Origin of the sequence: Leucobacter fengyongliangi, from assembly GCF_050971685.1 — a bacterium.
GTDB lineage: Bacteria > Actinomycetota > Actinomycetes > Actinomycetales > Microbacteriaceae > Leucobacter.
In genome coordinates this window covers 66,782-82,368 of the sequence record NZ_JBPCEU010000013.1, presented here as the reverse complement: position 1 = coordinate 82,368, position 15,587 = coordinate 66,782, and the positions used below count along the sequence as shown (strand labels likewise).

At 67.7% G+C, this 15,587-nt stretch carries 12 protein-coding genes and 1 tRNA gene; 4 read left to right on the top strand and 9 right to left on the bottom strand.

Going from position 1 to position 15,587, the window contains the following annotated elements; translation table 11 throughout:
* Positions 1-379: 379 nt before the first annotated feature.
* The 4 genes from ACR0R4_RS10700 to ACR0R4_RS10685 form a co-directional block, all read right to left on the bottom strand.
* Positions 380-1,768: a tyrosine-type recombinase/integrase gene (locus ACR0R4_RS10700; RefSeq protein ID WP_433647394.1), complete on the bottom strand. Its 1,389-nt coding sequence runs from the start codon at positions 1,766-1,768 to the stop codon at positions 380-382.
* The gene (locus tag ACR0R4_RS10695) at positions 1,765-2,538 is read right to left on the bottom strand and encodes a hypothetical protein (RefSeq protein WP_433647393.1); all 774 of its coding nucleotides are present in this window, start codon (positions 2,536-2,538) and stop codon (positions 1,765-1,767) included. The genes ACR0R4_RS10700 and ACR0R4_RS10695 overlap by 4 nt, the downstream gene beginning before the upstream one ends.
* Before the next feature lie 123 nt (positions 2,539-2,661).
* Positions 2,662-2,732, bottom strand: a tRNA-Gly gene (locus ACR0R4_RS10690).
* A 48-nt stretch (positions 2,733-2,780) separates the two neighbouring features.
* The gene (locus ACR0R4_RS10685) at positions 2,781-4,133 is read right to left on the bottom strand and encodes a serine hydrolase domain-containing protein (protein WP_433647392.1); all 1,353 of its coding nucleotides are present in this window, start codon (positions 4,131-4,133) and stop codon (positions 2,781-2,783) included.
* A gap of 76 nt (positions 4,134-4,209) precedes the next feature.
* Between ACR0R4_RS10685 and ACR0R4_RS10680 the strand changes: the two genes are divergently transcribed.
* The 4 genes from ACR0R4_RS10680 to ACR0R4_RS10665 are packed head-to-tail and all read left to right on the top strand — an operon-like array spanning position 4,210 to position 8,837.
* Positions 4,210-5,325: a biliverdin-producing heme oxygenase gene (locus ACR0R4_RS10680; RefSeq protein ID WP_433647391.1), complete on the top strand. Its 1,116-nt coding sequence runs from the start codon at positions 4,210-4,212 to the stop codon at positions 5,323-5,325.
* Positions 5,326-5,344: 19 nt separating this feature from the next.
* The gene (locus tag ACR0R4_RS10675) at positions 5,345-6,505 is read left to right on the top strand and encodes an acyltransferase family protein (protein WP_433647390.1); all 1,161 of its coding nucleotides are present in this window, start codon (positions 5,345-5,347) and stop codon (positions 6,503-6,505) included.
* A gap of 44 nt (positions 6,506-6,549) precedes the next feature.
* Positions 6,550-8,202, top strand: coding sequence for a polysaccharide deacetylase family protein (locus tag ACR0R4_RS10670; RefSeq protein WP_433647389.1), 1,653 nt, complete (start codon positions 6,550-6,552; stop codon positions 8,200-8,202).
* Positions 8,203-8,210: 8 nt separating this feature from the next.
* Positions 8,211-8,837: a hypothetical protein gene (locus tag ACR0R4_RS10665; RefSeq protein WP_433647388.1), complete on the top strand. Its 627-nt coding sequence runs from the start codon at positions 8,211-8,213 to the stop codon at positions 8,835-8,837.
* Here the strand turns inward: ACR0R4_RS10665 and ACR0R4_RS10660 are convergent.
* The 5 genes from ACR0R4_RS10660 to ribA all read right to left on the bottom strand — a co-directional run bounded on the left by ACR0R4_RS10660 (position 8,834) and on the right by ribA (position 15,579).
* On the bottom strand, positions 8,834-10,798 hold the full coding sequence (locus ACR0R4_RS10660; protein ID WP_433647387.1) for an ABC transporter ATP-binding protein: 1,965 nt from the start codon (positions 10,796-10,798) through the stop codon (positions 8,834-8,836). The two genes, ACR0R4_RS10665 and ACR0R4_RS10660, sit on opposite strands and share 4 nt — an antisense overlap.
* 142 nt (positions 10,799-10,940) lie before the next feature.
* Positions 10,941-11,489, bottom strand: coding sequence for a MarR family winged helix-turn-helix transcriptional regulator (locus tag ACR0R4_RS10655; RefSeq protein ID WP_433647386.1), 549 nt, complete (start codon positions 11,487-11,489; stop codon positions 10,941-10,943).
* 5 nt (positions 11,490-11,494) lie between these two features.
* Positions 11,495-13,408, bottom strand: coding sequence for an FAD-dependent monooxygenase (locus ACR0R4_RS10650; RefSeq protein ID WP_433647385.1), 1,914 nt, complete (start codon positions 13,406-13,408; stop codon positions 11,495-11,497).
* 387 nt (positions 13,409-13,795) lie between these two features.
* Positions 13,796-14,302, bottom strand: coding sequence for a 6,7-dimethyl-8-ribityllumazine synthase (gene ribH, locus ACR0R4_RS10645; protein WP_433647384.1), 507 nt, complete (start codon positions 14,300-14,302; stop codon positions 13,796-13,798).
* A complete protein-coding gene (ribA, locus tag ACR0R4_RS10640; RefSeq protein ID WP_433647383.1) occupies positions 14,299-15,579 on the bottom strand; it encodes a GTP cyclohydrolase II in 1,281 nt (426 codons plus the stop codon). Before ribA ends, ribH begins: the two co-directional genes overlap by 4 nt.
* Between the last annotated feature and the right edge of the window lie 8 nt (positions 15,580-15,587).

Below are 15,587 nucleotides of genomic sequence, written 5' to 3'. Positions count from 1 at the left end.
TGCCTGTGGTGTGTTGGGTGATCCACACGTTACCCGGGAGCACCGACAGTGCCCGAAGCGGGCAGCACGTTCCCCTGTGGATAACCGTGCCGAGATCGGCGGCGAGTGCCGTGCCGGCGAGGTCGTGACGCTTGGTGTGACGCTCTCACGCGGGGCGAGCGTCACCGTGACTGCCGCATGATTCTGCGGCTCGCGCGGGCGCGTGACGCTTGTGACACTTCGTGACGGGGGGTGCGGGCATCTGCCCGAGGTGAGCATGTGGAAAAGTGCGGCGGGGAAGGGGGTGAGCGCCGGCGCAGTCTGTCATGCGCGGAGTTCTTCGAGCGGATGCCCCGGGCACCGCGTCGGCTGCGGTGCCCGGGGTGAGCCTGTCCGAAGGTCACGCCACCCGGGCGGTGGGCGAGTAGAGCGCGTCGAGACGATCGGCGAGCACCCGGTCAGATCCCTCGCTCGCGTGCGAGTAGATCGCAGCTGCGCGCATGGTCGAGTGCCCGAGCCGGTTCTGTACCTCGCGCACGCTCGCGCCGGTCGAGTAGGCGAGGGTCGCGCCGGTGTGGCGCAGGTCGTGCCAGCGCAGATCTGCGCGGCCAGCCTGCGCACGTGCCCGCTGGTAGGCCTGAGCGAGCCGAGGCGTGGTGATCGGTTCACCCTGCAATGTGGTGAACACGAGCGCAGTGGGGTCGGTGGGCACAAACGCGGCGAGGTGCGCGCGCAATGTCTCCACCACAAACCCGGGCAGGTGCACCGTGCGGCGTGAGCTCTGCGTTTTCGGCTTCCCAAACTTCACCGGCTGCCCCGGTACGGCGATCAGTGCCCGCTCCACGCGCACCGTGCCCGAGTCGAGGTTCACGTGCGCGCGGGAGAGCGCGAACAGTTCCCCAAAGCGCAGACCCGACCAGGCGGCGAGGAGCACCGCTGCGCGCAGGTGGGCAGGCATGAGATCGGCGATGCGTTCCACCTCCGCGGGGGTGGCCGTGGGGCGCTCACTCGGTTGCGTGGTGCCGGCACCGGCGATCTGGCAGGGGTTCACCTGGATCAGCCCGTCAGTTACTGCGGCGTTCAGAATGGTGCGCAGGGTGCGGTACGCGATCGCGGCGGTCGTGCGGCCCGGGTCGTGACTATCGTCGACGATCTGTGGGGGGCGACGCAGCGCGCCAGGGGCGCCGGCTTTCTCCCATGCGTCGAGGATCTTCGGGGAGATCCTGCCAGTCGGGGGCACCTCGATGCCTTGCCGCTTGGCCCATGCCCGGGCGGGGTGGATGGTGCGGCCCTTCGCGCGCTGGCTGCGCGTAGCGATCCGCTCCCGAATGTCGGTGAGCAGTGCCCCGCGCCAGGTGCGCACTACTGCGGGCGTGATCTCGGCGAGCGCGAGCGCACCCAGCTCCACTCCTCCCCGCGCACCGCCCACCCGGGGCAGAATGTGCGCGTCGAGGGTGCGTGCGTAGAGGTCGAGGGTACGCGGGGAGAGGTCGGCGCGGGAAGCGAGCCAGCTGCGGGCGTACTCGGTGAGTAGTTCCTTTCCGAGTCGCGGGTCGAGCCAGCTGCCACGTGCCCGGTCGCTGCGCTCAGCGGCGAGCCAGTTCAGCGCGTCGGCTTTCGTGGCGAAGGTGCGCGGGGCTTTGAAGGTTTCCCCGTCGCGGGAATAGCGGGCACGGTAGCGGCCGCTGGGCAACTTCTCTACACTCCCGAGCGCATCCCGGTGCGCTTTCTGTGCAGTTCGGGGCTTGCGTGCCGGCGCAGCCTCGCTGCGCGGCGTGCGGGCGCTCATGCGCGCACCCCGTGTGCGGTGGGGTCATTGAGGTGGGCGAGTGTGCCCACGAGGTCGGCGCGGGCACCGTCGCAGGGGTGCGCGACGTCGGAGCTGGCACCGTGCGGTGCCGCACCGCCCTGCGCACGAGGTGCGGCCTCGAGGGTGGGCACTGGGTCGCAGAGCACCGCCAGCGGGGCGTGCGCAGTCTGTGCGGGTGCCGGCTGCGGGGCGGCGGGTGCCGGCAGCGCCGAGGTCGCGGGGATTACGCCGGCAAGTGTCCGGGCGCTCCGCGCTGCGCAGCCGTTATCGGCGGGGGTGGTCAGCTGTGCGGGGCGCAGCGCGGTGCGCACGGCGTGCACGAGCGTGCGCCGGGCTTCATCGCTGCGGTCGCTGGCCGCACGTAACGTCAATGGGGCAGCGCCGAGGGCGTACCCTTCGGCGCGGGCGGCGGCTTCGAGCTGGAGCACCAGGGTGAGCAGTGTGTCAGTCGTGGTCGGTTCGGGAGTGACTAGCGGCGCGGTGCGCAGTGCGGTGCGCACGGCGTGCACGAGCGTGCGCCGGGCTTCATCGCTGCGGTCGCTGGCCGCACGTAACGTCAATGGGGCAGCGCCGAGGGCGTACCCTTCAGCGCGGGCGGCGGCTTCGAGATCCACGACCAGGGTGAGCAGGTCGTCGAGGGTCGAGGGTGCGGGCACAGCCTCGGCAGCGACGTGCAGCGGGGCGGCGAGCTGCGCGAGCAGCGGCGCAGGTGCCGGCGATTCTGGGCGGTGTGCATCTGGGGTGTTCATGTTGGCCTCTCGAGGGTTCCAACGTGTTAGTTCCACGTTGTTCCACGAGAGGGCCTGAACTCGCTCTCAGAGCTTCATTCGCTCGGGCTGTACTTCCGCACCATGATGCGGGAGAACAACCAGAGGGGATGACGGGAATCGAACCCGCGCTATCAGCTTGGGAAGCTGAAGTTCTACCATTGAACTACATCCCCAGGTCAAGATTTCTGAAATCTCGACCTGCCTAGCCTAGCAGAAACACGCTACTCGGCTGGAGCAGCCTCCTCCGGGGCTGGTTGGCAGATCGCGGCTGCCGCGCGGGCGGCCGCGAAGTCGGCCGATGCCCAATTCACTGCCGGGCCAACACCGGCCTCGGTGGAAATCGCGGCAAGTTCAAAGGCCAGGGTGCGCACGAAGCCAGCCCCGATGCTGGAGTTGTTGAGTACCACGACCACGGAGAACCCGGTTGCTGGGTCGTGGTATGCAGCGGTCAGCGTGCCCGTCATTTGGCCGCTCATGCCAGAGAGCGACTGCACCTTTTCGAACCCGAACCCCCACTTCTGGCCGTTCGGATCCTCGGCCGCCGCAAGTAGCGCGGCAGCTTCCTCAGTGTCGCCCACCGGCTCCCCAGCCTCGTTGCGGGTGGGGTTGGTGGTCGAGCGAGCCTCCGCAACGACGGCGGCTCCCTCGGCCCCGCCGAACTGGCCGCCGAGGTAGCTCGTGTAGAAGTTCTTCAGGTCGGTCACGGTCGTGACGGTGGCGCCAGCGCCACCGAGCATCGAGGGCGATACCTCGGCGACTTCCACGACACCGACCTCGCACTGGGGTACCCCACCCGCCGCGGGATAGGTGAGGCCGGTGAGGCTGTTGCCGGGAAGGCTGACATCAGCAAGCACGTCACCCGGGAAGTAGCTCGCAGGCATGTTGGCCTTGCCGAACACGCGTGACTCGAGAAGGTCGGGGATTGACTGCCCGGTGACCTGGTGAAGTGCGCGCGCGAGCAGCAGCGTGTCGGTATCGGAGGGGTGCACGTCGAGCCCAGGCCAAGAGAGGGGTGAGTGGGCGAGGCCCTGTGCCAGAAGTTCTCGGTCGCTCCACGGGCGTGTCGGGTTGTTGACGAAGATGTCGCCGATGCGACTCTTGTAGTCGGCGAGGCCTGACTGTGCGGTGCAGAGCTGGCCGTAGGTGATGCCCTCGATGCCAACCTGGCGCGAGACGTCGGCCGCGACCTCGCGGTCAAGGCTCACGGTGCCGTCGGCAACGAGTTCGAGCAGCAGTGCGCATATCACCGGCTGCGTGGCCTGCGCGCCGCGGATCAGTGCGTTGGCTGACAGGCCCTCGCCGTAGGAATGCACGTACTCGCCGGCACTGCCCGTCCAGACGCCGACGATCGCCTCGGTGGATCCGCTCTGCTGCATGGCAGAAACTACTGCCTCGTCGATGCGAGTTGCGAGCCCCGCGTCGATCGAGTTCGACTCCGCCTCGCCCGAAACTGCCCCGTTCCCGGTGCAGGCAGTGAGGCCGAGTGCCGCCACTGTAGCCAGGGTGAGTGCTGCAACGCGAGTGCGTCGCGCAAGCTTCGAAACCACGGAACCGCCGATCACTTCAGTGGGCATAGGACATCGCGAGTCTACCTTCCAGGGGCCGAGAGTCAGTTGGGCGCAGCGGTGGGTCTCGCAGCTAGTTCATCAGATGAATGGTGTAAGTTACCCCATTTTTCACTACGATGTGATGGTGAATGAATTTGAAGCCTCTGTGATCTCTGCCGTAGTTGAACACATGAACGGCGATCACCCAGAAGACAACCTGCTCATCGCGCGCGCCTTCGGGCGCCCCGAGGCAACCGCCAGCGTGATGGTGGGGCTCGATGGCGCCGGAGGACGCTGGCTCGTGACCGACGCGAGTGGAGAGAGCGAGCTCACCGTGGCGTGGCCCGGGGGGCCGATCAGCGAGCGCGCCGAAATTCGCCGCGAGGTGGTCGTGCTCTACAAGTCTGCCTGCGAGAAGCTGGGCGTGACACCCCGCGAGGAGCACGCACCCGAGCAGACCACCGCTGCGCCGCACGGTGGCGGTCATACGCACGGCGCCGGACACCCACACGGGGCTGGGCACCCGCACGGTGGCGGTCACGCCCACGCGGCAACCACTCCAGATGACGACGGTTCATTCGCGCAGGCGATTCGCGAGGCCACCTGGGGCGATCACTCCGGCAGCGAGGGGTCGACCTATATGGAAGACATCATGCGCGGGCGCTCTGGCATCGAGGAATACACGGCGCTCGTCGCGCAGCACTACTTCGTGTACGAAGCGCTTGAGGCGGCATCCGAGAAACTCGCCGCAGATCCCGACTTCGCCGCCTTTCACCCGGCCGCACTCGTGCGCCTGCCCGCACTCGTGGAGGATCTCGAGTTCCTCATTGGTGCCGATTGGCGCGACAAGATCCAGGCGGTTCCTGCAACTCGGGCATACGCGGATCGCATCACCGAACTCGGGGAAGAGCCGTGGCTGCCCGGGCTCGTCGCGCAGCACTACACCCGGTACCTCGGCGACCTGTCGGGTGGCCAGATGATTGCGAAGCTCGTCGCCAAGCAGCACGGATTCGATCGCGCCGGCATCGCGTTCTACGATTTCACCGAACTCGGCCCGATCCCTGCGTTCAAGCAGACCTATCGCGAGGCGCTGAACCAAATGGGCGAAAGGCTCAGCGACGAAGAGCGGGCGCGCGTGATCGCCGAGGTGCGTGCGGCGTACCGCTTCAACACCGAAACCTTCATTGATATGGATAGGGCGCGGGCCGCAACGGTCTGATCGCCCCTACGCTGAAGTGGTGAATTCAGCACCTGGCACCCCCGCGGCGGCGCCGACCTCGTCGAACGCCTCCGGGGGTGCTGCTGTGCCCCCGGCACACACCGCACCTCCCCGGGCGCGCGTCGCGCTCTGGGACAACGCTCGCTTCATCCTGATCGTGCTCGTGGTCGCGGGCCACGCCATCTCGACGATTCGCACCGATACCGCATTCGGCTTCGCCACCTACGCGTTCATCTACCTCTTCCACATGCCCGCGATGATCGCCCTGTCGGGCCTCTTCGCGAAGCCCGAGGCGACACCGAAGGTGGCGCGATCCACGGTGCAATTGCTGGTGACCTGGGTGCTGTGGGAAGGCATCTGGGCGCTGCTGCACCTGGCGGTGAACGGCCGCGGGCTGCCCGAAAGCTGGCTCGTCGCGCCCGCCTGGACCCTGTGGTTCCTGGTGACCCTCGCGACGATGCGCATTGTGCTGCCCTACATCGCGCGGCTGAAGCACCCCCTGATCTTCTCGGTCGCGGTGGCACTCGTGGCCGGGCTCAGCCCGGCGATCGGTACCCAGTTCTCGGCGTCGCGCACGCTGTGTTTCTTGCCGTTCTTTGTTGCGGCCTGGCTCGGGGTGGATCGCGGCTGGTTTCGCGGCGACTGGTTTCTGCGGCCGGCCCGCGCCGCGCGGGTCTCGGCCTGGGCTCTGCTCGCCCTGATTGCAGCGGCGTTCGCTGCGTTGCCGGGCCTGCGCGACACCTGGCGCATCGACACCTGGCTCACCTGGCGCGATGACTACGCGTGGCTGTTTGCGCGCGCCCCGATCGGCAGCTGGGCCCCCACCGAGTGGTGGTCGATCGCGCTCGGCGGTTCGGGGGTGCGGCTCGCCCTGCTCGTCGTCGCTGCCGCGATGACCCTCGCGGTGCTGCTCATCGTGCCGCGCGGGCACAGCATCATCACGGTGTGGGGGGCACGCACGCTGTACGTCTACCTGCTGCACGGCCCCATCATTTGGGCGCTGCGCGAAACCGGTGGGGCCGAGTGGATCGGCGCGTTCGGGGTTCCCGGCGTGTTCGCCCTGATCGCGTTCGGCATCGCCCTTACCCTCGTGTTGTCGATGGGGTGGGTTTCGAAGGTCTGCCGCCCCGTAATCGAACCGAGACTGGAATGGCTCTTCTCGCGAGAGGCCACGCGATAGCCTCGAACTGACCCAGGCGATGGTGCCAGGCGGAAGGGGAATCGATGGCGAGCCGGCTCGCTCAGCGCTCGCGTGCGCGCCCTGCTCGCGTGCGCGCCCTGCTCCTCTCGCTGGCAGGAACCCTGGCGCTTGCCGTTACGCTGAGCGCGTGCGCCGCCGAGCCCGTTGCCGGGTGGCTGCCACCGACCGCCCCCGAGTCGGCCGTGACCGCCGGGGTGTTGCTGGTACCGGGTGGCGCGGATCCACTGATTCGAGACGACACTGCAGCCGCGACCGAGTCGCTCGCGCTGGTGGGTGATGCCCGTTCGTTCGACGCCGCCGAACTGGGGCTTGCCCCGCACCGGCTGCGCAACGATGCGCTGGGTCTGGCGGCTCGGTTTGTGTATGTGCCCGGCGTGCCCGCTTTCAATGACCACGTGGATCGGCTGATCTGGGCGGCGATCGGCGCGTCGGGGCAGCCGTACGTGCCCGAGGTGCACCCGGTCGAGGCGGGGCTTGCCGACCGGGGATGCGTGGCGGGTTCGGCCGCGTGGCCCGCGGCCGAGGTGCTGAGCCGGCCAGAGACCGGGCCGGTGGGAGGCACGGGCACCGCGATCACCTGCGAGGTGACTGGCGCCTTCGGCAGCACGCTGGTGCTTGTGATGCGCACCGTCACCGGGAGCGTCGCGGGCATCACCAGTGACGAACTGCAGACCCTGTACCTCGACGTGAGCACTGGGGGCATGACCGAGGGCGTGCAGGAGTGGCGCGAGGAGGCACCCGCCAAGCTCTGGGCCGCGGCGGGTGAGCTTCTGCGCCTACAGGCCGGGGCGCTCAGCACCGCGCCCCTGGCAGCCCCCGACGCCACGCAACTGGCCCTCGCCGCGGAGGCGCTCGCGTCGGCCGCGCACCCGGATGGCGGCGGGCTGCGCGTGACCCTGCCGCCGGGGCTCACCTCGCCAGAGCTCGAGGGCATCGGTGTTGGCCCGACTACCGGCCAGACCGTGCTGCAGGTCGACGCGGCGACTGCTAATGGCTGGGCGAGCGATCAGCGGCGGGCGCTGCTAGCCGCCGCCGGGCAGCCATTCGTTCGGCTGGCAGCTGCTGGTGCGCGCATGCCCATCGACTGCGCGCTGTTGCCCTGCGTCGCGCTTACGTACGACGACGGACCGTCGGGGTTCACGCCTGAGCTGCTCGACACCCTGGCCGCACATCACGCAGCCGCGACCTTCTACATGATCGGTGGGGCTGCCCGGGGCAATCCTGAGGTCGTGGCGCGGGTGGCGGACGAGGGACACGAGGTCGGCAGCCACACCATGAATCACAAGACCCTGACGAAGATCCCACTCGCGGATGCCCGAGCGCAGGTGCACGATGCGGCTGCACTGCTGCGGCAGCTTTCGGGTCAGCCGGTGGCGACGTATCGGCCCCCGTACGGGGCGATCAACGCCGACGCTCAGGCCGCGATCGACATGCCCTCCGTGTTGTGGTCGATCGACACGAACGACTGGCAGAGGCCGGGCCAGAGCGCCCTCTACGAGCGCGCGGTCCTCCCCGCGCAGCCCGGCCACATCATCCTGTTTCACGACACCCACGCCGACACCGTGAATGCGGCGGGAGACATCATCATCGGCCTGCAGAACCGCGGCTTCGAGCTCGTCACGGTCACCGAGCTCTTCGGCGGCGCGGTGCCTGACACGATCGTGAGGCGAGGGTGAGCTCGATGATGGCAGACGCACAGCGCCACCTGGATCCACCAGCACCCGCCCGCGGTAAGGGCACCCGATTCTGGGCCCTTCTCTTGCTCTCGATGCTGCTCCTCGTCTGCAGCGCCCTCGCGGTCTGGGTGTTGCTCGCGCCCAGCGTGCGGGCGGGGCTTGCCGGCCAGGAGGCGGACGGGCTGCGAGCATTCGGGGTCAATGACGACACGGACTCCGGGTTCGACCTCGGCTCCGCCTTCCGTGCCGGGGCCGACACCGACATGTCGACCCTCGGCGCGGTCGCCGCGGTGACCCCAGACTCGGGCTGGTGGATCACGCCGCAGGTTCACGGTGGGCTTCTGCTGCGCTCGCCCGACCGCGTGCTCGTCGTGGAGTTCGGCGTCGCGACGGCAGCGGAAGCCCGCGAGGCGCTCGAGGCCGCAGGCGCTGCCGGCGATCCACTGCGCACCGAAACGCTCGCAAACGGCGCGCGCGTGCAGCACGTCACCGGCGACACGGAGTTCACCGCGGTCGTGGAACTGGGCGACACCGACCTGCTGGTTGAGGCAGAGGTCACCCCGGAAGGCGACCTCGTCGACTATCGGCCCGCGCTGGGTACGCTGCTCGAATCGGTGACTCGGCCCGCGGGCTAAACGGAATCTTCCCCAATGCCCGGGGTATCCTCCGGCACGAGCAACTGATGCTGCGCGAGCTCGCGGTACAGCGGTACCGTCTTGACCAACTCCTCGTGCGTTCCCTCTCCGACGACCCGGCCGCCATCGAGCACGATGATCAGGTCGGAATCGACCACGGTCGAGAGACGGTGTGCGATCACCACGAGCGTGCGGCCGGTCGACACCGAGTCGAGCGCCTCGCGCATGAGGCGCTCGTTCACGCCGTCGAGGCTCGCGGTCGACTCGTCGAGGAGGAGAATCGGCGGGGCGGTGAGCAGTGCGCGTGCAATCGCGAGGCGCTGCTTCTCGCCGCCCGAGAGCATCAGCCCGCGCTCGCCGACCTGCGCGTCGAGCCCGTTGGTGAGCCCGGCGTTGGTGGCCGAGCGATCGAGCAGAGCCCCCAGGTTGACGGCGCGCAGCACCTGCTCGCACTCCACGTCGCTTGCGTTAGGGGCGCCGAGCAGGAGGTTCTCGCGCAGGGTTCCGGCGAGCACCGGGGCATCCTGTTCGACGTAGCCGAGCTGCGCCCGCAGTTCGAGGCGGTCGAGGGTGCGCAGATCCGCACCGTGCAAAGAAACGCTGCCCAAATCGGGATCGTAGAAGCGCTCGATAAGCCCGAGGATGGTCGACTTCCCGGCGCCGGAGGGGCCGACGAGCGCGACCCTCGTTCCACGTGGAACATCGAAGGTCACCCCGTGTAGCACGGGGGTCTCGACGATCTCCGCGGGCGCGGACTCAATCGCACGGCGGCCGCCGCGACCCGAACCACGCACGAGCTCGCGGGCATCGACGCGCTCGGGTGCGGCCGAGCGGTAGGTGAAGTGCACCTGCTCAAAGTGGATCGCCGGAGCGCCCTCGCGCACCGCCTCTGCGAGCGGAACCGTTCGCCCGAGGGGGGAGCGTTCCGCATCGCGTGCGGTCTCGGTCTCGAGCGAGGAAATCTCTTGGATGCGGCCGAGCGCGCCGAGTGCCTGGTTGATCGCCGAGATTGCACCGAAAGCTTGGCCGAGCGGGGTGATCATGAGGAAGAGGAACACGATGAACGTGATGAGCTGCGCGATGGTGATCGCGCCGGTGGCAACACGGAACCCGCCGAGGCCGAGCACCACGAGAAACGAGAGCTGGAGGGCGAGGAACGACACCGGAACGATGAACGCCGAGATCTTCGCGACCTTGAGACCGAGCACGTAGGCCTCCTCGGCCTCGCGCTCGGTGGCGGCCTGCTCGCGCTTCGCGGCACCCGCGGCGCGAATGGTGCGAATCGAAGACACCGAGCGGTCGATCTGCGCGGCGAGGTCGCCCACCTTTTCTTGCGCCCGCGAGACGGCCGGGCGGATCCGCGAGGAAACTATCACGACGACGACTAGGGCGACCAAGATCACCGAAAAGGTGATCGCGAAGAGCAGCGGATCGATAACGAGCATGCCGATCAGCGCGCCGAAAAACACGAGGAGGCCGCTGACCGCCTCAACGAGGCCTTGCGTGAGCACTGCCCGCAGCAGGGTCGTGTCGCTGCCGATGCGCGAGACGAGGTCGCCCGTGCGGCGGCGATCGAACTCACTGATCGGCAGGTGCAGGATCTTGCCGATGAGCGAGCGGCGCGAGGCGAGCACGACGCCCTCGCCCATGCGCTGCAACACGTAGTGCTGAATGCCGCTGAGCAGTGCGCTCGCCACGATGAGTGCGGTGAGGATCCAGAGCAAGACCCCAAGGGGCTCGGCGACCTGCACGCGACCGATGACCTCGCCGAGCAGCACCGGCTGGGCGAGCGAGGCGGCCGCGCCGACGATGCCGAGCGCGAGTGCCAGCGCGAGGAGGCCCCGCTGCTCAAACAGGTAGGGGAGGAGCTGCTTGAGTGACGCGCGCGGTCCGGTCGGCGTGGATGGTCCTGCGGAGCGTCTACCGGCGCGGCTTCGCGGGGGTCTTGAGTAATCTGGCACGGGTGCCAGGGTATCCGGTTGACCTGACACGTACCTGCCGGGGCTCCAAGGTCGCCGCCTCCGCTGGACGCTCTGGTGGGCGCTAGTGGCTCGTTCGGCTGCTGCGAAGCAGCCACTCGCGACCTACCTGATTCGGGCGCGTTCAGAGCTCGATTCTGCTCGCGGCCTCAGGTGACTCAAGCAATCGCTTGAGGCCGTGCTCGAGTTGCGCACGCTCTGCTGCGCTCAGCCCGGTGGTGAGCTCCTGCTGCACCGCCGTCACCAGCGGCCTCAGTCGAATCCGCTCAGCGAGACCGTGCGCGGTCAGCCGAACGGTGTTGCGACGGGCATCCACCGCTGACCGTTGACGCTCGATTAGGCCGTTGCGCTCCATGCGTCGCAGGATCTCCGCGATGGTTGATCGATCGAGACCGGCTTCGTCGCAGAGCTCACGCTGGCTCGCTTCACCGAGCCGGTTCAGCGTGACGAGGATCGAGTACTGCACGCTTGAGATCTCGGTCGACACCACCCTCGACCACACCGCCACATGCAGTTGCTGCGCGCGTCGAATGAGGAAGCCGATGTGCGCGTGCGGCTCGTGTGCATCGTGGATCCCGCCGACACCCTCGGGGGCAGCCTTGCCGACAGGCCTGATGGCTGCCTCGATGCCATCCTCGCCCGCAGGCCCATCCTTCAACGCATCAGTCAACACATCACTTAACGTACAACAGTGCTCTGACGGGGAAGAAACACGCCACCGAAGAGTTCAGTGAGTTCTTCGCGAACGCTCAGCGGCAGCACGTGCGCCACGTATTGGTCCGGACGCACGACCACGACCGCTCCGCTCGCAGCCACCTCGCGTGTTGAGAAGATGTCAGCGCTCTTGGCATCCACCGCCCACACCTTCTCCCAATCCTGCAAATGGAACGGGCCGGAGTGGGGGAGCAGGATCTCGGGCACCTCACGAAGGTCAACCTCGTGATGCCCGCTGCGGAAGATCGCGTGCACGTCGATCACGCTGTCGATGTCTTCGTCGGCTGCCCGGAATCGCTGCGTGGGCGCGTCAGGCGACTCGCTAAGCCAGCGTGCGAACTCGAGCAATGCCGTGCCGTCGGTGTCGCCAAACGCGTAGATCCGCCAGCGGCCATCGGCTCGGTGCGCGTGTCCCAACTCCATGCGTTTGGCATCGGCGACCCGAACCACGGGGGCCGAGTGGAATCGCGTGCCAATCTCGAAGCCTGCCGCGAGGGCCTGGTGCGTATCGTCACCGGTCAGTGCCGACGGCGTGTACTTCGTGGCCATGCCAGCGGTGTATCGCCCCTGTCGCGCAAACTGGTCACGCATCTCCTCGGCAGTCACCCCGCCAAGTTCAGGGTATTCGGGGTCTACGGTGGGCTGCGCAATGAACGCCGACCAGGCCCGATCGAAGTCGATGAGATCTTGCGCGACGCTCTGCCGTTCGGCCGAATAGCTGTGGAGGAGCGTGGCATCAGACCTGCCACGCAGCACAGCCGCCAGCTTCCAGCCCAGGTTGAACGTGTCCATCATCGACACGTTCATGCCTTGACCGGCCTTCGCCGAGTGGGTGTGGCAGGCATCGCCCGCGATGAAGACGTGGGGAAGCCGACCCGTCGCGTCATTGTCGGGCACGTCGTCGAACCTGTCGGTCACGCGCTGTCCCACCTCGTACACCGACGACCACGCGACCGAGCGCACGTCGATCGAGTAGGGATGCAGGATGCTGTTGGCCACTGCGGTCAGCTGCTCAACGTTTGTCTTGCGGATCTGCTGGTCGCCTGCAGGCACCTCGCCCAGATCCACGTAGATGCGCACCATGCTGCCGCCCTCGCGGGGGATCATGAGCAGGCTCCCCTTGCCGGCCGACTGAATCACATTCTTCGTGCGCCAGTCAGGGAAATCGGTGTTGGCGAGCACGTCCATGACGCCCCACGCGTGGTTGGCGGCATCGCCGTGAAGCTCGCGACCGATCGATCGACGAACCCCGCTGCGCGCCCCGTCGCAGCCCACCACGTACTTGCAGCGCACGGTGAACTCTTCACCGGCCAGTTCCCCCGCGACGTGCTTCAGCGTCACGGTCACGGGGTACGCACCCTCGCCGACGCTCAACTCGACGAACTCGATCCCGTAGTTGGTCTCCAACCTGCTGGGCGACTTCGCGGCGTAGTCGAGAAGGTACTGCTGCATCCGGGCCTGATTCACGATGACGTGCGGAAACTCGCTCAGCCCAGCGGGGGTGTCTTCGACCCACCCGGTGCGGGTGATGCGTGAGCGATCGTCTTCGGAGGGACCCCAGAAGCGAACTTCATTCACCCAGTAGGCCTCGCGCATGAGTGCCTCGGCGAGTCCGAAGGCACTGAACATCTCCACGGTGCGGCACGCGACGCCGTCGGCGTGACCCAACTCAAGCGGAATCTCTCGGCGCTCGATGATTCGTGTGTTGATCTCGGGGAACTCGGCCAGTTGCGCGGCGAGGACGGTGCCGGCGGGGCCGGTGCCGACGATGAGCACGTCGATCTCATCGGGTAGCTCGGGAGTGCGGGCGAGCGCTTGAGGGGCGGCGGGCTTGATGTCTGGATCGCCCGGGCGGTATCCGTCACGGTAAAACTGCACGACTGGACTCCTTTGATCAGATGCTCGTGTGCGTGGTTCGGCACCCGAAATGGAGAGGGCCGATCCCCAGACTATCGTTGGTGTACCAACGAATGCAATACGTGTGGCAACTCGTGACGATGCCCGAGTGGACGCTCGCGCGGCGTTCGAGTCATTTCAACCCTGCGCGAGCGTCCACCCAATGGGGGCCGTCAGGCGCCGGGCACCAGCTTCATCGTGGAGCCCTCGGTGCGGATCTTGCGCGTCACGATCGCGGCCCTTACGACTCCCGCTGGCGTGTTTCAGCTCCAGCACCAGCGGTCTTCTGCAGGGTAGGGCGCGAGTGGCTCCTTCCGCTGCTGCGAAGGAGCCACTCGCGCCCTACCTGAGTCTCTACCCGAGGGGCCGTCAGGCCCCGGGTACCAGCTTCATCGTGGAGCCTTCGGTGCGAATCTTGCGCGTCAGCACCGCGGCGTGCAGCGCAGCCTCGGCTGCCTCCACACCCTTTGACTCGGATGAGCCCTCGAGCCCGGAGCGATCGAGCGCCTGATCCTCGGTATCGGTGGTGAGCACCCCGAAGCCCACGGGCTTTCCGGTATCGAGTTGCACGCGGGTCAGCCCGTCGGTCACCGAGTTCGAGACGAACTCGAAGTGTGGGGTGCCCCCGCGGATGATCACGCCGAGGCACACCACCGCATCGAACCCGCCGTCGGTGAGGGCGGCCTGCGCGGCCAGCGGCAACTCAAATGCACCTGCCACGCGGAACAGCGTGTGATCCGCCTTCGCCGCGACGATGGTCTGGTGCGCGCCCTGAATCAGCCCGCGCATCACCTCCGTGTGCCAACTTCCGGCGATCACGGCGACGCGCAGCCCCGTGGCATCCACCGAAAGGCCCGGCGCTCCGTGGCCGCTCACGCGCTTGCCCCGTTCTTGTGCGACACGTCATCGGGCAGGCTGTGGCCCATGCGATCCCGCTTCGTGCGTAGGTACTGCTCATTCTCAAGTGTGACGCCGACATACAGAGGCACGCGCTCGCTCACGCGCACGCCGTAATCTTCGAGTTGCGAGACCTTCTCGGGGTTGTTGGTAAGCAACCGCACACTCTTGAGCCCGAGGTCGGCGATGATCTCGGCCGCGGCGGTGTAGTCGCGGGCGTCGGCGGGGAGGCCAAGCTGCAGGTTCGCATCGAGCGTGTCGACGCCCGACTCCTGCAGCTGGTAGGCGCGCAGCTTGTTCGCGAGGCCGATGCCACGGCCCTCCTGCCCGCGCAGGTAGACGATCATGCCGCCGCGCTCGTGCACGAGATCCATCGAGGCCTGCAACTGCGGACCGCACTCGCATTTCAGCGAGCCAAATGCCTCACCGGTAATACATTCCGAGTGCACGCGCACGAGAGAATCCTCTCCCAGCTCGGGCACACCGTCGCCGGCGGCAATAAGGGCGACATGATCCACCCCGCTGCGGCGGTCGCGATAGGCGCGCATGCGAAACAGGCCGTGCTCGGTCGGCACGAGCGTGTCTGCGCGCAGGCTGACCTGGCGGTGGCTGGTGGGCAGAGCGGGTACCCCGTGCGGATCATGCTCGTTGAGGTATGCGATGAGCTGCTCGATGGTGATCACCGGCACGCCCTCGACCGCGCCGAGCTCGATGAGCTCGGGCAGGCGCATCATGTCGCCGTCATCGGCGACGATCTCGGCGATCATCGCGACCTCGCGCAGGCCCGCGAGGCGCATGAGTTCAACCGCCGCCTCGGTGTGGCCGGCGCGGGCGCGCACCCCACCATTCACTGCGCGCAACGGTAACACGTGTCCGGGGCGCCGCACGTCGGTTGGCGCGGCGTCGGGGTTCGCGAGCGCCTTCAGCGTGGTCGTGCGGTCACTCGCGCTGATACCGGTCGTCACTCCCTCGGCGGCATCAACGGTCACCGTATATGCCGTTCCGCGTACGTCTTCGTTGCGCTCCACCATCATCGGCAGTTCGAGCTGGTCGGCAATCTGGTTCGACATCGGCGCGCAGAGCAGGCCCGACGACCAGCGCACGGTCCACGCGACCCACTCGGGGGTGGCGAGCTCGGCCGAGAGGATCACGTCGCCCTCGTTCTCGCGATCCTCATCGTCGGCGACGATCACGGGGCGGCCGGCCCTGATGGCGGCGACGGCAAGGTCGATGGTGGTGATTCCTGGAGTGGTCATCTGAAGTT